Raw genomic sequence first — 17,864 nt, forward strand, 5'->3', positions numbered from 1 at the left:
GTCAGCGGGTTCTTTCGGCCACGTAGACCACGGCACCGATGCCCTCCTGGGGGAGGTGCGGACCGGCCTCGCGGCTGATCAGGCGCAGGCTGCCGTCCTCGCAGGCGGCGGTCACGCGGGCCTCGTAATCGGGGTCTTCGAGAGTGTGATCGTTGAACGAGAACGCCAGCAACGCGCCGGTGCCCAGCACCGCCAGCAGTGCATCGAACACCGACAGCGGTGCGGCCCCGGCGCCGATCACGCCGGTGGCGACGATGGCGGCATAATCGCCACGCTGAACGGGCAGGTCGTCGTCCGGGCGGACGTGGATCACGCGCCGGTAGATGCCCTTGTCCGCCGCCCGTTCCAGCATCTCGGCGGAGACGTCCAGCCCGTCGATCCGGTCGAACCCGGCCGCGTGCAAGGCGGCGCCGGACAGGCCGGTGCCGCAGCCGAAATCCAGCACCGGGCCGCTGCCGCCGGCATCCTTCAACGCCTGGGCAACGCGGGTGGGGGTGGCATATCCGGCCTGTCGCAGGTCGTCGTCATAGGAATGCGACCAGCGGTCATAATGGTCGCGCAGCGCCTTGGGGTCGGTCAGGCCGTAGACGCCCTTGAGGAATTCTTCTGTCATGGCGGGAGTAGAGCACGCGCCGCGCCAAAGGCAAAGGGCCTGCGCGGGTTATGTTCCGGTGGGGCGCGGCTAACCTGCGGCGAGAGCGCCGGATGCCACATCTTCGGACACGGCGATCAGGTCGGTATAGGTGGCGGGGTTGCGCGCCATGCCGTCGATCAACCGCCGGGTCAGGGTCTTCATCACCGCCATGCCGAAAACGGGATCCTGGAAATGCAGCCTGAGAAAGGTCTTCTCGTCGATCCGGTGCAGCCGCGCGGGGCAGGTCGTGCGAACGCTGGCGCTGCGCTGCGCGGCATCGGTGAAAAAAGCGATTTCGCCGAAGATTTCCCCGGCGCCGATGGTGATTCCGATTTCCTCGATCAGGATCTCACCGGAGGCGATGTAATAGAGCCCATCGGCGGCGTCGCCCTTGGCAAATACCTGGGTGCCCGCGGCCACATTGCGTGCGGGGGCGTAATCCGCGATGACGGAGAAATCCGGCGGCCCCTCGGTCGGGGCGGCGGTCAGCCGGCGCCGCAGCGACAGGATTTCCCACAGCCGGTAGCTGTTGAACGGGAGCAGCACCAGTTCCATCAGCACCATCGGCCAAAGCTGTTCCAGCATGGCATAGGTGACGAAAAAGAGGCTGGACAGGATCGCCATGACGCGTAGCGGCAACATCGTCTTGACCGCGTAGGATGCGATGGTCAGCCCGGCAGCAAGCCAGCCGAGCGTTTCGATAAACAACGTCATGACATCCCTTCAAACCTGAAACGTCTGGCAGGATGGGCAGGGCAGAGGCGAAAAGAAAGGAAAAACCGCCTGCTGTGTACAGGTTTCTCATCCCGGCGGGGGCGCGGCGGATCGTGCCGCGACGCGCCCGGCCGCTGACCTAGGCCGCCGGCAGGGTGGGTGCCAGTGCCAGCCAGTCAGCCCACAGGCTCTTGGCCCGGTCGGTATAGGCCTTGTAGCGGTCCTTGCGCCCGCGACGACCACCCTTGAGCCCCGCCACCGGGGGAAAGAGGCCGAAGTTCACGTTCATCGGCTGAAAGGTCTTGGCCTCCGCGCCGCCGGTGATGTGCGTAACCAGCGCACCCATCGCGGTTTCGGGCGGCGGCGGCGGCAGGGTCCGGCCCTGGATCTGCGCGGCGGCCATGCGCCCGGCCAGCAGACCCATCGCAGCGCTTTCGACGTAGCCCTCGACGCCGGTGATCTGCCCGGCAAAGCGGATATGGGGCCGCGATTTCAGGCGCAATTGATCGTCCAACAAGGTCGGAGAGTTCAGGAACGTGTTGCGATGGATGCCGCCCAGCCGGGCAAAGCTGGCGTTTTCCAGCCCCGGAATCATGCGAAACACCTCGGTCTGGGCGCCGTATTTCATCTTGGTCTGGAAGCCGACGATGTTGAACAGCGTGCCCAACGCATTGTCGCGGCGCAGCTGCACCACGGCATAGGCCTTTTCCTCGGGCTTGTGCGCATTGGTCAGGCCAACGGGTTTCATCGGCCCGTGGCGCAGCGTTTCACGGCCGCGTTCGGCCATCACCTCGATCGGCAGGCAGCCGTCGAAATAGCCGGCGGTCTCGCCCTCGTGGAACTCGGTCTTGTCGGCGGCCAGCAGCGCATCGATAAAGGCCTCGTATTGGTCGCGGGTCATCGGGCAGTTCAGGTAGGCCTTCTGCTCCGCCTCGGTCTCGCCCTTGTCATAGCGCGACTGGGCCCAGACCGTGCCCATATCGATGCTGTCGGCATAGACGATGGGGGCTATGGCATCGAAAAAGGCCAGCGCCTCCGCCCCGGTTTCGGCGGCGATGGCAGTGCCCAGACCTTGCGAGGTCAGCGGCCCGGTGGCGATGATCCAATGCCCGTCCTCGGGCAGGGTGTCGATCTCTCCGGCCTCGACCCGAATGCGCGGATGGGCCTGCAACCGGGCGGTCACCTCTTCGGAGAAGGGATCGCGATCCACCGCAAGCGCGCCGCCGGCCGGCAGGCGATGAGCGTCGGCCGTCTGCATGATCAGCCCGTCCGCCTGCCGCATCTCCCAATGCAGAAGGCCCACGGCGTTCTGCTCGTTGTCGTCCGAGCGGAAGGAGTTGGAACAGACCATCTCCGCCAGGTTGCCCGTGCGATGGGCAAAGGTGCCCACATTGGGCCGCATCTCGTGGATCACCACGTTCACGCCCGCCTGCGCCGCTTGCCACGCCGCTTCGGATCCGGCCATTCCGCCGCCGATGATATGCAATTCGTCACTCATGCAGCGCATCTAGGCCATCGCCGCGCGGTTGTTAAGAGGGGTCAGCGCGCGATCATGTCCATCGGCAGGCCAGAGGGCACGCTGTCCGGGGCGCCCAGCCGCCCGGTGGTCGCGCGTGGATCGGTCAGAGCATCGAGAAAGGCCAGGATATCGGCCACTTGCGTATCGCTCAGCGTTACCGGGGTGATTTCGACGGCGGCGGCGATGCGGATCAGCTCTTCCTGGTCGTGCAGTACCGCCCAATCGCCGGTGTCGCCCCCCAGGTCCGGAAGCACCGCCTCTGCCGGATCATAACTGGCCAGGGAGCGAATGGGATCCAGGTGATGCCGCACGATCCCCTCCAGCGTGGCAAAAGCGCCGGAATGGCCATAGGGGGCAGTCTTGGCGACGTTGCGCAGCGACGGCGTGCGGAACCTGTAGCGGTCGGGATCGTCGCCCGACACCGCGCCGCGCCCGTAGTCATAGGCGCTGTCCGCGACCTTCCCCGGACCCAGCTGCGGGACCCCGATGGCGTGGAACCCGTGGTCGGTCTGGAACGTGCCGGAATGGCAGCTGGCGCAATTGGCAGGGCCGTAGAACAGATCCATCCCATGTCGCTGCGCGGCATCCAGCGCGGTGGCGTCCCCGGCCAGGTAGGCGTCAAATGGCGTGGCCGTGGCGCGGAATTCAAAGGCGATGAACTCTGCCAGAGCACGGGCGACATCGGTGAAGTGCAAGCTGCGGTCAGGCCCGATGATCCTGGCGAAACGGGTGCTGTAGCCGGGGATCGCCTCCACCCTTTTGCACAGCACGTCCCAGACCCCGCCCGCGCCCTGGAACCGTTGGTCCCGCGCCAGGTCGGCGATCAGGTTCTCGCCCGGATGCCCGGCCATTTCCTCGGCCGAGGTGACGGGCATCATCGCCTGAGCCGCCAGGGCCGAGGGCACGGGCCGTTCCAGCGCCGCGCGGTCCGGCATGCGGATGCCGAACGGTGCGTCCTTGTCAGTCTGCACCCGCCCGTCGTGGAACATCACCCCGAATTCGCGCGCGCCCAGGTTGAACAGCGCCGGTGCATTGCGCGGGATGCGGTGGCTGGGGGCGGTGGCCATGTCCAGCCGCCGGTTCAGTCCCAGATCCCGCCCCCCTTCGCCCAGCCCGAGAGAGACACCGTCGCCCGAAGCCAGGCTGGGATGATGGCAGGTCGCGCAGGCGATGTTGCGATTGCCCGACAGGACCGGATCAAAGAACAGGTCACGGCCCAGCATCACGACTTCGGGATCGAGGGGGAAGAAATCCGAGGGGGTCACCGCATCAGGCAGGTCGGCGGCCAGAGAGAGATTGGCCTGGAGGGACAATATGCCGACGGTGACCCACGCTCGCATCGTCTTTGAAACCTTTTAACTCTAATTCGATATGTTTAGCAAAGGAAAATGAGGCAAAAAAGCGACCGGACTAGAACCAGACTGATCTCGATCCGGAAACAAATCCACGCGATTCAGCAGGTTTCTTCAGGTGCGCCGATGAAATGGCGATATCGATTTCGCGTCAATTCGCGAACTTCTGGCGCTATCTGACGTCTGCCGCCACATTTCCGCCCGAATTCCGTTTGGCGCAAGTTTGCCTCAACCCCAATCCGGCGGGCGTTTTTCCAGGAAGGCGGTGATGCCTTCGTCGGTTTCGGCATCCAGCATGTTCTGCACCATGACCTGGCCGGTCAGGGCATAGGCCTCCTCTACCGGCAATTCGGCCTGCGCGTAAAACGCAGCTTTGCCGACGCGCACCGCGCTGGACAATTTCGCGGCCAGGGTTTCGGCCAGCTGCATCGTCTCGGCCTCCAGCGTCTCCGCCGGGACGGCGCGGTTGATCAGGCCGATTTCCACGGCGCGATCGGTGTCGATGAAGGCGCCGGTGGTCAGCATCTCGAACGCCTGCTTGCGCGGCACGTTCCGGCTGAGCGCGACCATCGGAGTCGAGCAGAACAGCCCGATATTGACCCCGTTGACCCCGAACCGCGTGTCCTGCGCCGCCACTGCCAGGTCGCAGGTGGCCACCAATTGGCAGCCCGCGGCCGTGGCGATGCCGTGCGGTTGGGCGATGACCGGCTGCGGCAGAGTGCGGATCTGGCGCATCACTGCCGTGCAGCGGTCGAACAGGTCGCCGAACGCGGCAGCACCACCATCGGCGGCCTGGCGCGCCGCCTGCATCTCCTTCAGGTCGTGGCCGGCGCAGAATGCCTTTCCGGCACCGGACAGGATCACCACCCGAATCGCGCGGTCCCCGGCCAGTTTATCCAAAGCCTCCGACAAGGCCGTCAGCATCGCATCGCTCAGCGCATTCAGGCTGGCGGGGGCATTCAGATGCAACCGCGCGATCGCCCCGGTGTCGTGCCGTTCCAGAATTGCCATCTTGTACCTCCGCGCTGTTTGCCGAACTCTAGGCGCCGAATGACAGGGAGGAAAGCATGTCTGTACGCATGGATGCCACGGCGCTGGCCGCGTTTCTGGAACGGGAATTCCCGCAGGTGCACAGTGATTTCGTGATCGAGCGGGTGGCCGAGCGTGAGGTCACCGTGCGTCTGGCGGTCGAGACCCGTCACCTGCGGCCGGGCGGCACGGTGTCCGGGCCGACGATGTTCTCGCTGGCGGATGTGACCGTCTACCTGGCGGTTCTGGCGATGATCGGCCCGCGCGCTCTGGCGGTGACGACCAATTGCTCCATCGATTTCATGCGCAAACCGGCCAACGGCGCGGATCTGCTTGCCACCTGCCGCCTGCTGAAGCTGGGGCGGTTGCTGGCGGTGGGCGATGTGCTGATCCATTCCGAAGGCGTTCCCGACCCGGTGGCCCGCGCGACATTGACCTACGCGATCCCGCCCGAAGGGTAGGGCAGGCGGGGCGTTCCGAGAATGGGGTATTATTATACCGAAAATTCAAGTTATTGTTTTTGCGTGATTTATTCGGATATGATGCGCTTGACTGGCGCGCTGTCGCCTGTATAACCCGCCCATCACGTCGCCCGGTGTCCCCATGGGATCGCCGGGCTGCCAAATTCAAAGGGCACCCGATATGAAAACCTTTTCTGCGACCCCGGCGGATATCGACAAGAAATGGATCCTGATCGATGCCGAAGGCATCGTTCTGGGCCGTCTCGCATCGATCATCGCCATGCGGCTGCGTGGCAAGCACAAGGCCACCTTCACGCCCCATATGGACATGGGCGACAATGTCATCGTCATCAACGCCGACAAGGTGCAGCTGACGGGCAAGAAACGCGACAAGCCGAACTACTGGCACACCGGTTATCCGGGCGGCATCAAGAGCCGCAGCACCGGCCAGATCCTGGAAGGCGCGCATCCCGAACGCGTGGTCACGCAGGCGGTCAAGCGTATGCTGCCGGGCAACCGGCTGTCGCGCCAACAGATGACCAACCTGCGCGTCTATGCTGGCGCCGAGCATCCGCACGAGGCGCAATCGCCCGACGTGCTGGATGTGAAATCCATGAACTCCAAGAACACGCGGAGCTGATAGATGGCCGATCAATTCAATTCGCTCGAAGAGCTGAAGGGCGCCGTGACCGAGGATATCGGCGGCGTCGCGGCAACGGCCGAGGCTGACGAACCGCGCGATCCCGTCCGGGACGAGCTGGGCCGTTCCTACGCGACCGGCAAACGGAAGGACGCGGTCGCCCGGGTCTGGATCAAGCCGGGCTCCGGCAAGGTCTCCGTGAACGGCAAGGAAATGGACAAGTATTTCGCCCGTCCGGTTCTGCAGATGATCCTGCGCCAGCCCTTCACCGTTGCCGGTGTCGAAGGGGAATTCGACGTCATGGCGACCGTCAAGGGCGGCGGCCTGTCCGGTCAGGCCGGCGCGGTCAAGCACGGGATTTCCAAAGCCCTGCAACTCTACGATCCCAGCCTGCGCGGCGCGCTGAAAGCCGCCGGCTTCCTGACCCGCGACAGCCGGGTCGTGGAACGGAAGAAATACGGCCGCCGGAAGGCACGTCGGAGCTTCCAGTTCTCCAAGCGTTGATCCCCTGCGGATCGCGTTTCGCGACAGGAATTCGGAAAGGCCGTCCCGCTGGGGCGGCCTTTTTGCTTGACCGGATGCAGCGGATTTTTCGGAACTTGGCCGCAAGGGCAAGACCCCCGCCTGGCCAAGCGGCGCGGTCATCCGGTGCGCTGTTCACGCCGGGTGGCCAGGTTGATCGGCAGCAAGGAGGTGAGGTCGTCACTGGGGGGAAGCGGTGACAGGGTGAACCCACCGACGGTGAGCGACAGGGTCTGCGCCTTCTGCGCCAGCCGGGCATTGGCATCAAGTGTCTCGCCGAACAGCGTGGCGTTCTTGCGCGTCACATCGTCGAGTTGGTCGATCGACAGGCTGATGCCCTCCACGTCGCGGGACTGGCGGTCGGTAGAAGCGGCGATGGTCGTCATGCGGATGGCGATATCCTCGATCGCGGCGCCGATCCCGTCCAGCGCGGCGCCCGAATCCTTGACCAGCTGCACCCCCTCGACAATCTGCGCGGAGGAGGCGGCGACCAGGGCGTCGACCTCCCGCGCGGCCTCGGAAGAGCGGCCGGCCAGCGCCCGGACCTCCGCCGCGACAACAGCAAAACCGCGACCGGCATCGCCTGCGCGGGCAGCCTCCACCCCGGCGTTGAGGGCCAGCAGGTTGGTCTGGAAGGCGATATCCTCGATCACCGAAACGATCTTGCGTACCACGCCGGCATCGGCGGCGATCCCGTCCATTGCGCCAAGCGCCCGGCCCATGACTTCGCCCCCCCGCGCGGCCTTCTGGCGAGCCTCCTCTGCCTGGGAATGGGCACGGGCGGTGTCTTCGGCGACGCTGTGCAGCCAGGCGGTCGATTGCTTCAGCGTGGCGGCGATGCCGGTCAGGGTCTCCGACTGGTGTTCGGTGCGATCGGACATGTCGCAGGCGGCGTCGTTGATATCGCCCGACAGGGTCTGGATCTGTCGGGTTTCGGCCAGAACGTGCTGCAAGGTGGTTTCCAGACGGGCGACTGCCCGGTCGAAGCTGAGGGCGAGATCGGCGTAGTCGGGGGACAGCGGCGTTTCGACCCGCGCGGTCAGGTTGCCCTGTGCCAGCTCTGCGAACTTGTCGCGGAAAAGGGTGATCACCTCTTCCACGGCGCGGGCATGGTCAAGGCGCAGCGCCTCGCGATCAGCCTCCGCCGCGCGGGCAATTTCGGCGTTGGTGCGCGCCTCCTCCAGCGCGGATTCGGCGCCGGATCGGGCCAGTGCGGCGGCATGTACCGCATCCTCCGCCCGTTGGCGGGCCTGTTCGGCGGCCAGCTGGTCGCGGCGGGCATCTGCACCGGCGCGGCGGGCCTGGTCTTCGGCCTGAAGGGCGCGGAACAGCCGCCGCCCGGCGGTGATCGTCTGTCGTTCGCGCACCCATACGGCCAGCAGCAGGCAGCCGGTGGCACACCAGATCCAGAACAGGTGGAAAGTCGCGTGCAGCAATCCGCCCTGCGCCGGTGGCCCCCCCGGCAGCGCGGGCAGGGCCAGCGCCGCGATCAGCACCTGAAGCGACAGCATCGCCGCGCTGGCCAGCAACGCGCCGCGATGGGCCATGGTGGCGATGGCGGTCATGGCGACGATGAAGATGACGTGACTGTCCGCCTGGGCCGGGTGTCCGGCCAGCGTGGCCTGAAAGGTGAAGGTCAGCCCGATCAGCGCCAGCGCCCCACCATAGCAGCGCGCGACGCGTGGCAGGCGAGCGGAAACCAGCGCGACGGCCGCGAGCAGCAATCCGAAGACCGCCGGCCACAGCAGCGGTCGCCCGATGGCCAGGGCGGCCAGACCGGGCAGCACGCCAAAGACGGCGTAGGCATGGCAATTCAACTGGCCGCTGTAATCCTGTAGCGCCTTCAGCCGGGCCATGGGGTCGGGCGCGGCGCCATGGACCAGGCCAGAATGTGGCGCGGAGGGGGGATCGGCGGGCTGCCGGGCGAGGTCGCGAGCGGCGTCGGGCTGCGGGGCAGTGGCGTCAGCAAGGGGGGGCATGATGCGGTCCTATCTGTTCCACATCCCTCCTATGCCAGAGGTCTTACCGTAGCTTTAACACTGACAAAAAACCCGCAGCTAGCGATCCGCCTCGATCAGACCGAGACCGCGCAGGTAGACGCCGATCGCGCTTTCCAGCAGCTCTTCGGGCGGAAACGGGCTTTGCCGACCGGGCGAATTGCGCGCAAAAAGTTCCACCACCCCATGGCACATCGCCCAGATATGGGCTGAAAACATCGACGCCGGCGGGCGCTTTCCCTCGGGGATCTGTTGTGACAGGTCTTCGGCGGCGCGTTCCAGCACATCCCAGGCGCGGCGCGCGACGACGGCCAGGTCGGGATTGCGGTTCACCGACACGCCGCTTTCGAACATGGCGATGTAATGGCCGGGATATTTGCGCGCAAAGGCGAGATAGGCGCGGCCGGTGCTTTCGAACGCGGCCAGCGCGGAAGGCTGGCCCTTGTGATAGGCGTATTCCATCACGTCGGCAAAGATCTCGTAGCCCTGGCGCGCGGCCTCGGCGATCAGGTCTTCGCGGCCCTCGAAATGGCGATAGACGGCGGCGGGCGTGACGCCGGCCTGTTTCGCCGCCTCCGACAGGGTGAAGCCGGTGGGGCCCTTGGCTTCGATCAGGGACAGCGCGGCCTCCACCAGCGCCTGTCGCAGGTTGCCGTGGTGATAGCCGCGTTTCTTAGGCATCCCAGATGTCCGGGCCACCGCTGACGGCCGGGTCGATCCGGCCCAGGGCCTTGTCGTCGCGGCGGTCATAGGGCAGGGCGGTCAGCACCTGGCGAATCGCGGCGAGGCGCGCGCGACGCTTGTCATCCGAACGGACCACGGTCCAGGGGGCATGGTCGCTGTGGCTGCGGCGCAGAGTCTCGGAAATGGCGTCGGAATAGGCGTCCCATTTCTTCAGCCCCTCGGCGTCGATCCAGCTGAGCTTCCATTGCTTCAGCGGGTCGCCCTCCCGCTCCAGGAACCGGCGCAGCTGTTCGGCACGACCGACGTTCAGCCAGAACTTGAACAGGTGGATCCCGTCCTCCACCAGCATCTTCTCGAAATCCTGAACCTGGGCAAAGAAATGCTCCCGCTGGGCATCGCTGCAGAAACCGAAGACATGTTCGACCACGCCGCGATTGTACCAGGAGCGGTCGAAGAACACGATTTCCCCGGCGGTCGGCAGGTGCTGCACGTAGCGTTGGAAATACCATTGCCCGGCCTCGGTATCCGAGGGCTTGGGCAACGCCACGTTGCGCGCCCCGCGCGGGTTCAGGTTCTCGCGAAACCGCTTGATCGTGCCGCCCTTGCCGGCGGCGTCGCGGCCCTCGAACAGACAGACGACGCGGGCGCCGGTGGCCTTGGCCCAGGCCTGCATCTTGACCAGTTCGATTTGCAGCGCCTCCAGCTCTTTTTCGTAGGCCTTGCGCGGCATCCGTTCGGCATAGGGGTAGCCGGGGTTCAGGATGTCGCCCTTGTCGGCGCGTTTTATCGCGTTGCGCACCTCATCGGGGGCATCGTTGCGGTAGAAGGCGCTGATCGCGCCGTCAAAGGGCAGGTCCATGCGGTCGATCCTTTTCGTACAATATGGGCAGGCGGACGCCGTTGCGCAATCGGGGGCGGGTGGCGGACGGTCCCCGCGCCGCCGTCAGCGCAGGCCGGCGCGGGTGGCCGCGCGGTCGATGGCGGCGATCACGGCCTCCTGGGCGACGTGGTGGGGCATGTGGCCGATCCCGTCCAGTGCCACCAGGTTGGCCGAGGGCACATCGCGGGCCAGCGCGCGCGAATGAATGTCCAGATCGACGGTGGTGTCGGCGGTGCCATGCACGATCTCGATCGGCAGGGTCAGGGCGGGATAGCGCGGTGCCAGGTCGCGCAGCTCGGCCCGCAGGTCGGTGCGCTGCTGGGCATTGGCCATCAGTGAATGCGGGCGCAGGATCAGCGGCGTGCCGATATGGTCGGCATAGCCCTCGGGGGCGGATTGCGGAGCAAAGACACCGTCCAGCGCGCGCGCGACATAGCCGGGCGTCACCCAGGCGGCAAGGGTCCAGGCCAGCGCCGGGCCGATCACCGGCCGCGCCATGGTGGCATAAAGCATGTTCAGATCACCGGGCCAGGGGTAGGTGGCTCCGGCGATATCCACGACGGCCGACAGGGTGCCGGGGTGATCCACCGCCCAGGCCATCGCCACGGCGCCGCCAAAGCTTTGGCCCGCCACGACGGGCCGGTGCAGGTCCAGCGCGGCGGCGGCGGCCTGCAACAGCGCCGCCTGGTCGCGGATCGTCACGCCGCGCGGCGCCAGCCGGGGTGTGTGGCCCAGACCGGGCCGGTCGAAGATCGTGACGCGGTAGTCCTGCGCCAGCCGGCCGGCGAGGGAAAAGGTGAAATCCCGCGTGTTCCCGGAGGCGCCATGCAGCAGCACCAGGTCCGGTCCCGTTCCCATCTGCTGGAAATGCACCGGGTGGCCGTTGACCGTCACGATCTGGCCCTGGGGCGGGAATGCCGCCTCGGCCTCTGCCGCGCGGCGGCTGGCGCGCCACCAGGTTGCGGCACCGAAGGCGGTCAGCAGGATCAGAAGCAGGGTCAGCGCCTTAACCAATGTTCCGGCCTCCGCCATCAGGGCGCCCATCTTCCTGGCCCGGCTCCCCGGGTTGCGCCCCGATCCGCGCCATGTCGAACGGCGTGGTCTGGTAGATCTGGTTGATCCAGTTACCGTAGAGCAGATGCGCATGGCTGCGCCAGCGGTTGGTCGGCGGCAGGGCGGGATCGTCGTCGGGGTAGTAATTGGCGGGCACCTTGATCGCGGTGCCGGCGGCGACATCGCGGTCGTATTCGTCCTTCAGCGTGGTGCTGTCGTATTCCAGGTGGTTGATGATGTAGATCGCCCGGTTTTCGGGATCCTCCACCAGGCAGGGCCCGGTCACGTCCGAGGTCAGCAGCGTGGTCAGCCCGGCCCGGTCGATATCTTCCTGGCGCATCTCCGTCCAGCGCGACACCGGCATGACGCAATCGTCGGAGAACCCGCGCAGATAGGGATTGGCCGGCGCCAGATTGCGGTGCCGGAAACAGCCGAAGGCCTTGTCCGTCAGGATATGCTTGGGCACACCGTGGAAATGCCAGGCCATGGCCATGCCGCCCCAGCACACGCCAAAGGTCATGTGCACATGGGTGCGGGTCCAGTCCATCACCTCCCGCAGCTCGTCCCAATAGGTGACGTCCTCGAAATCCATATGCTCGATCGGGGCGCCGGTGATGATGAAGCCGTCGAATTTCTCTCCGCTGGCCTTCACCTCGGCGAAGGAGCGATAGAAATTCTCCATGTGTTCGGCCGCGGTGTTGCGGGCCTGATGTTCGCTCATCCGGATCAGCGACAATTCGATCTGCAACGGCGTGGCACCGATCAGCCGGGCGAACTGGTTCTCCGTCTGGATCTTCTTGGGCATCAGGTTCAGCAATCCGATGCGCAACGGGCGGATATCCTGCCGGGCCGCGTTTTCCTCCGCCATGACCATGACGCCTTCGCGGGTCAGAACCTCGAAGGCGGGCAGGTCGGCGGGGATCTTGATGGGCATGGTCTGGGCCTCGGCTGATTGGAAGGGGTCAGATAGGGTCTTGGGCGCGACGCTCAAGGGCGCGGGCGATCAGGTCGGTGAAATCCGCCGCGTCACGCACCTGCTGGACCTCGTCGGCGGTGACGGTCACGCCGCGCCGCGCCATGGCGGCATAGCGCGGCTGGCGATGCGCCAGCGCCCGGGCATAGGTCCAGCGGACAAAGGCGTCCGGGTCGATCGCCTCGGGGCGCTGGCCCGTCTCCTGCTGGTAGTCGCGCCATGCGTCATCCAGGAAAGCGGGCTGGTAGTACATCGGCTTGGGCGCCCGGTCGAACCGGCGCACCAGTTCGGCGGTATGGGCGTCGTCGCCCTTCAACCAGACGGGCAGGGCGGCGCGGGTGACGGCGGCCAGCACCGGGTCGTCGGGGTCGTCGGGGTCCACCACCTCGCAGATGGAGCCGCTGGTGTCGCAAACGAAATGCGGATAGCCGTAGATCCGCCCGGCCCGTTCCGCGAAATGCCCGGTATCCAGCAGGGCCGCGATCTCCGCCGTGCGATGCTGGTCCTGGCGTTGCATGTATTCGTCGAAGGGCAGACCGCCCCGCGCCGGATCGCCCGGCTTGCCAAGATAGGTGGACAGCGGCGCGAGGTTCTCGAAGGTGATGTTGGAGCCGATATAGATCGAGTCGGACATCAGCAGATCGCGCAGAAAAGGCACCTGCATCGCGTGCCGCTTGGCATTGTCGGCGATATGTTCGCCCATGTAGCGGGTGCCGATGCGGTAATCGACGGAATAATGGAACCAGTCGCCGCTGTCGCGCAGCATGTTGGACAGGTAGGTCTTGCCCAGGCCGGACATGCCGAACAGCAGCACCTGCTTGTGCGGGGCGTCGCGCCACGCCTGTGCGGTGGGGTAACGCATCTGGGCCTGTCTCCTTGTGGGCGTCCTGGCGCGGCCGGTCGCGCCCGGTCGTGCGGCGTCTTGGGTAGGTCAGCCGGCCCGCCGCGTCAAACGCTTATGCGTCGCAGGGCGCGCCCGTCCAGCACCACCAGCCCCAGCCCGACCAGCGCCAGCCCGCCGTAGTGGCGCGGCTCCAGCGACTCGCCCAGTGTCGCGGCGCCCAGCACGATGGCCACCGGCGCCACCAGCAGCGTGACCAGCATCAGGTTGCCCGATCCGGCCTTGGCCAGGATGGAGTAATACAGCAGGAACGCCGCCGCGGTGGAGACCAGCGCGTAATAGCCGATCGCCCCCCAGGTCGCTGGCGCCAGGTCCAGCGTCAGCGGTCCTTCGATCAGCAGGGCCAGCGGAGCGATCACCAAGGTCGCGCCGGTCAGCATCCCCGCCGCCGCGACCTGCGGTTTCAGCCCGCCCAGCGTTGCCCGCGCCCAGCTGCCGCCGCATCCATAGCAGAAGGCGGCGCCGATACAGGCCAGCTGCGCGGTCGACCGCAGGTCGATCTCTCCGAGGAATTCCAGCCCCATCGCCGTGGCCACGCCCAGGAACCCCAGGGAGACCCCGATGCCCTTGCGCGCGGTCAGCTTCTCGTCGGCGAAGACCAACGCCGCGATCAGCACGCCGAAAACGGCGGTGGAGGCATTGAAGATCGACACCAGCCCCGTTTCCAGGTGCTGGGTGCCGAAGGCCAGCAGCGCAAAGGGCAGCACGTTGTTGATCACCCCCATCACCAGGAATGCGCCCCAGGTCCGCGTGTCGCGGGGCACCGGCAGCCGGGCGATCAGCACGAAGATCCACAGCGCCAGCATCGCCCAGAATGTCCGATGCAGGACCGAGGTCAGCGGCCCGACCTCGCGCAGCGCGATCTTGATCGCCAGGAAGGAGCCGCCCCAGATCAGGCCCAGCAGTAGAAGCTGGCCCCAGGCGGCGCCGGAGATGGATTTTTGCGGTGTCATGCGGCGGAGAGGATACCGGATCGCCGTGCGGCGCAACCCGGTTCCTGCGCCAAAGTGCGGCCGGGCGCGCGGATGAGAGAGGGGGGCGCGGACGGGGTCCCGGCCGCCCCCTCCCGGCGGTCGCCCGGGCATCGGCCGGCACAGGCGCTAGCTGGGGCGCGTCTCGTACCGGATGTTGAGGTAATTGGCCGCAAAGATCACCGAGGCGCCAAGCACCACCCAGATATCCAGCGGCTCCGCGTAAAAGCTCATCCCGACGATGGCGGCCAATGGCAGGCGCATGAAGTCCAGCGGCATGATCACCGCCGCCGAGGCCAGAGACAGCGCCTGCGTCAGGCATAGATGCGCGGCCAGACCGCAGCAGCCGATCACCACCAGCCAGGGGGCCATTGCGGCGGTGGGCAGCGCGATGGACCCGTCGTACAGCGTGCAGACCAGCCCGAAAATTGTCTGAAGCACGGTCAGCCACAGAACGATGTTCAGCGTCGTCAGGGTCCGCGTCAGCTTCTTGGTCATGATGCCGGTCAGGGCAAAGCACACGGCCCCCAGGGCAATGGCCAGCACGCCGATATTCACCGTCTCGATCCCCGGCCGGGTGACGATGAGGATGCCCACGAAGCCCGCCAGCGTGGCCAGGATCCGGTTGCGGGTCATCGCCTCGCCCAGCAGCAGGGGCGACAGCACCAGAACCCAGATCGGGCCGGTGAATTCGATCGCGAAGACCTGCGCCAGCGGGATCACCGTGATGGCGAAGAACCAAAGATTCTGACCGATGAAATGCGCCCCGTTGCGCAAGACATGCAACCCCATCCGCGCCGTCGTCACCTGTCCCCAGCCGCCACGCCCGGTGATCAGCACGATCATCACAGCCAGCCCGACCAGGCTGCGATAGGTCATGATCTCGAACGTGTCATACTCCCCGGAAACGGCGCGCCCGGCGACGGCCATGCCAAGGAAACACACCACCGCCCCCATCATCCAGATGGCGGCGCGCAGCGTATCGCGGCGGGGGTCGGGTTGGGCAAGCGCGGTCATGCCACCTGTCCTGCGCCGAATGCCACCAAAGGGCAAGCCGGTTCAGGCCCCGTTCGCGGCACGGGCGCAGTTGCAGGCGGTGCGCGGCGGAAGGGGGCCGGGGGGGCTGCCGTGCAATGGCCTACCCCCTCCCGCCGGGAGAAGAGAGGTCGGGCGCGTCGCATTTCGCCTTGGCGGTTTGGCGGTTGAAAAATGTGGGGGGGCGTCGCGCGGTGGTGTGTCTCCCTGCGTTGCGGCCCGGACAGGACGGTCTGGGGGCGGGGCGGATAGGTGTGCCTCAGATCCGCGCCGTGCGGGGTGTTCGCAGCCTGCCGGTCCGGGGCGCGCCCCGGCGCCACAGCGACCCGCACATCGCCGGTCTGACGGGCGCCCGTTCCGGTTTGGCCCTGTCGGGGGCAGCTTCGCCCGATGTTGTCCTGTCCGGGGCAACCTTGTCAGGCGCCACCTGTTCCCGGCGTCTCCCGCCATGTTGGCCTCCCCCGTGTTGGCCTCCCCCGGTGTCGCCTGCCGGCGAGACCCTTTGCTGAGTGCCGACCCATCCAGCAGCGCGCTTGTTCAACGGCGCGCCCGCCCTGCGATGCCCCTGGGATGCGGCCTACATCAGCTCCGGCGTGCGTCCGACCCGCTTGGCCACGCGGGCCACCGTCAGGCCCTGCACGAGGATGGAGAAGATCACCACGCAATAGGTCGCCGTCAGGATCAGCGGTTTCCACTCCCCTTCGGGCAGCGACAGGGCCAGCGCGACGGAGATCCCGCCCTTCAGCCCGCCCCAGGTCATGATCTGGATCGTCCCCTGATCAAAGCTGCGGAACGGGCGCAGCAGCAGCACGGGCACCGACACCGCCGCCAGCCGCGCCACCAGCGCCAGGCCGATGGCCAGCACGCAGGCCAGCAGGTATTCGTCCTCGAAGGCCAGGGCAAAGACCTCGAAGCCGATCAGCAGGAACAGCACGGCATTCAGGATCTCGTCGATCAGCTTCCAGAAGGCATCGACATAACGCCGCGTCGCCTCGGACATGCCATGGCGGGCGCCGATATCCCCGATCAGAAGCCCCGCGCAGACCGCCATGATCGGGGCAGAGACATGCAACGCCACCGCCAGTTCATAGCCGCCAAAGGCCAGACCCAGGGTAATCAGCACCTCAAGGGAGGGATCGTCGATATGGCGCATCACCCGGAACACCAGCCAGCCCAGCACCAGCCCCAGGGCCGCGCCACCTCCGGCTTCCTGCACGAACAGGATCGCTGCATCGGCCAGACCGCTGCCATGGGCGTCGTCACCGGGAAAGGCCATGCCCAGCAGCACCAGGAACACGACGTAGCCGACGCCGTCGTTGAACAGACTCTCCCCCGCGATCTTGGTCTCCAGCGTCTTGGGCAGGTCGGCCTCCCGCAGGACGCCCAACACCGCCACCGGATCGGTGGGCGAGATCAGAGCCCCGAAGACCAGCGCCACCAGGATCGGCATTCCGCAGATCGCCGCAAAGCCCAGGCCGAAGATCACCGTAGACAGCCCGACGCCGATGGTGGCCATCAGCAGCACCAGCCGCCATTGCCGGCGCAGGTCCGACAGCTTGACATGCAGTGCCCCGGCAAACAGCAGCAGGCCCAGCATCCCCTCCATCAGCGCCTCGGAGAAATCGATGCCGATGACGATCCCGCGCACCTGTGCCGCGACCTCCAGCTCCGGCGCCACCAGGTCCAGCGCCAGCACGGCGAAGGACGACACCAGCGCCACCAGCAGGATCCCGATGGCCGAGGGCAGCTTGAGCGTGAAGTAATTCACCGCGCCAAAGGCACCGGCAAGGACAATCAGGAGAGAGGCGATCTGAAGCAGGGACATCGGGAGGCTCCGCATGGGCACAGGATGCCCCGCGATAGCACCTCGCCCCCTGTCACGCCATCACGGATCGGTTTGGGGGAGAGACAAGGGCGGGAAGGGGTGAGAGGTATCCTCGGCTCGCCGGGCCATCACGGATCGGTTTGGGGGTGCGGAAGAGCTGTGACGCCAAGGGACCGCGACGTTCAGGCGGGCGGTGCGACCGGGCGCGGAAATTCAGGGAAGGGCGAAGGGCGGCTTCGATCCGAAGACTTCGCCACGGCAAACCATGCCTGTCGGTATCTCGCTCGCGCGCCCGCCGCGCAACAATGAGCCGGCCCAAGGCTGGCGGGGCCCGGAGCGGGATCCGGGTCAAGAATGTCAGCGCGTCGTAAGGCTTCTTTCCCGCGATTGCCCTTTCCCCCGTTACGCAGGCCAGCCCTGGGGGGCGCCCGATCAGGCCGGTGCGGACGGATCGGAACTGGCGGGTCTGGCGGGTAGGTGTCGGGCGATCCCGCCGCCCACCAGATGCGCTGGCACCACCAGGTGTTAGGTCGTGTGGAAGGGGCGTGACGGAATAATGGAGAGAGAGGAGCGGTCGGGCGATCCTGCCGCTTCTTGCCCTCCATCGCGCTACCTGCGTTCAAGGGTTGTCGAACGTCGGGGAACGGGCGGGGATACTGGAGATGTGGTAGGGA

At 66.6% G+C, this 17,864-nt stretch carries 17 protein-coding genes; 3 read left to right on the forward strand and 14 right to left on the reverse strand.

Going from position 1 to position 17,864, the window contains the following annotated elements:
* Position 1: 1 nt before the first annotated feature.
* From G5A46_RS12730 to G5A46_RS12750, 5 genes are all read right to left on the reverse strand, one after another.
* Entirely contained in the window at positions 2-613 is a 612-nt protein-coding gene (locus G5A46_RS12730) for a class I SAM-dependent DNA methyltransferase (protein WP_163849745.1), read from the reverse strand.
* A 69-nt stretch (positions 614-682) separates the two neighbouring features.
* Complete coding sequence (locus G5A46_RS12735) at positions 683-1,348, reverse strand: cyclic nucleotide-binding domain-containing protein (RefSeq protein ID WP_163849746.1); 666 nt, start codon at positions 1,346-1,348, stop codon at positions 683-685.
* A 139-nt stretch (positions 1,349-1,487) separates the two neighbouring features.
* Positions 1,488-2,846 (reverse strand): methylenetetrahydrofolate--tRNA-(uracil(54)-C(5))-methyltransferase (FADH(2)-oxidizing) TrmFO, encoded by a 1,359-nt coding sequence (gene trmFO, locus G5A46_RS12740; RefSeq protein WP_163849747.1) that lies wholly within the window; start codon positions 2,844-2,846, stop codon positions 1,488-1,490.
* A 41-nt stretch (positions 2,847-2,887) separates the two neighbouring features.
* Complete coding sequence (locus G5A46_RS12745; RefSeq protein WP_163849748.1) at positions 2,888-4,207, reverse strand: cytochrome-c peroxidase; 1,320 nt, start codon at positions 4,205-4,207, stop codon at positions 2,888-2,890.
* A gap of 240 nt (positions 4,208-4,447) precedes the next feature.
* Positions 4,448-5,338: an enoyl-CoA hydratase gene (locus G5A46_RS12750; RefSeq protein WP_275585265.1), complete on the reverse strand. Its 891-nt coding sequence runs from the start codon at positions 5,336-5,338 to the stop codon at positions 4,448-4,450.
* On the opposite strand from G5A46_RS12750, the gene G5A46_RS12755 reads away from it, so the two are divergent.
* The 3 genes from G5A46_RS12755 to rpsI all read left to right on the forward strand — a co-directional run bounded on the left by G5A46_RS12755 (position 5,287) and on the right by rpsI (position 6,853).
* Positions 5,287-5,709, forward strand: coding sequence for a PaaI family thioesterase (locus G5A46_RS12755; protein WP_163849750.1), 423 nt, complete (start codon positions 5,287-5,289; stop codon positions 5,707-5,709). The two genes, G5A46_RS12750 and G5A46_RS12755, sit on opposite strands and share 52 nt — an antisense overlap.
* Before the next feature lie 181 nt (positions 5,710-5,890).
* Complete coding sequence (rplM, locus tag G5A46_RS12760) at positions 5,891-6,349, forward strand: 50S ribosomal protein L13 (protein ID WP_163849751.1); 459 nt, start codon at positions 5,891-5,893, stop codon at positions 6,347-6,349.
* Between the two features lie 3 nt (positions 6,350-6,352).
* Positions 6,353-6,853, forward strand: a complete 501-nt coding sequence (gene rpsI / locus G5A46_RS12765; RefSeq protein WP_163849752.1) for a 30S ribosomal protein S9 — start codon at positions 6,353-6,355, stop codon at positions 6,851-6,853.
* A 137-nt stretch (positions 6,854-6,990) separates the two neighbouring features.
* On the opposite strand, the gene G5A46_RS12770 is transcribed toward rpsI, so the two are convergent.
* From G5A46_RS12770 to G5A46_RS12810, 9 genes are all read right to left on the reverse strand, one after another.
* Positions 6,991-8,850, reverse strand: coding sequence for a methyl-accepting chemotaxis protein (locus G5A46_RS12770; protein WP_163849753.1), 1,860 nt, complete (start codon positions 8,848-8,850; stop codon positions 6,991-6,993).
* A 78-nt stretch (positions 8,851-8,928) separates the two neighbouring features.
* Positions 8,929-9,549, reverse strand: a complete 621-nt coding sequence (locus tag G5A46_RS12775) for a TetR/AcrR family transcriptional regulator (RefSeq protein WP_163849754.1) — start codon at positions 9,547-9,549, stop codon at positions 8,929-8,931.
* Entirely contained in the window at positions 9,542-10,411 is an 870-nt protein-coding gene (ppk2, locus tag G5A46_RS12780) for a polyphosphate kinase 2 (protein WP_163849755.1), read from the reverse strand. The genes G5A46_RS12775 and ppk2 overlap by 8 nt, the downstream gene beginning before the upstream one ends.
* Positions 10,412-10,495: 84 nt before the next feature.
* Positions 10,496-11,476 (reverse strand): alpha/beta fold hydrolase, encoded by a 981-nt coding sequence (locus tag G5A46_RS12785; protein ID WP_239520796.1) that lies wholly within the window; start codon positions 11,474-11,476, stop codon positions 10,496-10,498.
* Entirely contained in the window at positions 11,439-12,419 is a 981-nt protein-coding gene (locus G5A46_RS12790) for a homoserine O-succinyltransferase (protein WP_163849756.1), read from the reverse strand. The genes G5A46_RS12785 and G5A46_RS12790 overlap by 38 nt, the downstream gene beginning before the upstream one ends.
* A gap of 28 nt (positions 12,420-12,447) precedes the next feature.
* The gene (locus tag G5A46_RS12795; protein WP_163849757.1) at positions 12,448-13,320 is read right to left on the reverse strand and encodes an ATPase; all 873 of its coding nucleotides are present in this window, start codon (positions 13,318-13,320) and stop codon (positions 12,448-12,450) included.
* An 86-nt stretch (positions 13,321-13,406) separates the two neighbouring features.
* A complete protein-coding gene (locus G5A46_RS12800; RefSeq protein ID WP_163849758.1) occupies positions 13,407-14,312 on the reverse strand; it encodes a DMT family transporter in 906 nt (301 codons plus the stop codon).
* 147 nt (positions 14,313-14,459) lie between these two features.
* Positions 14,460-15,347, reverse strand: coding sequence for a DMT family transporter (locus G5A46_RS12805; protein WP_163849759.1), 888 nt, complete (start codon positions 15,345-15,347; stop codon positions 14,460-14,462).
* Between the two features lie 595 nt (positions 15,348-15,942).
* Positions 15,943-17,190 carry a cation:proton antiporter gene (locus G5A46_RS12810; protein WP_163849760.1) on the reverse strand — a complete coding sequence of 416 codons (1,248 nt, stop codon included), beginning with the start codon at positions 17,188-17,190 and terminating at the stop codon, positions 15,943-15,945.
* Positions 17,191-17,864: the final 674 nt, after the last annotated feature.

The sequence above is a fragment of the Pseudooceanicola aestuarii genome, from assembly GCF_010614805.1.
In the GTDB taxonomy this organism is placed as follows: domain Bacteria; phylum Pseudomonadota; class Alphaproteobacteria; order Rhodobacterales; family Rhodobacteraceae; genus Pseudooceanicola; species Pseudooceanicola aestuarii.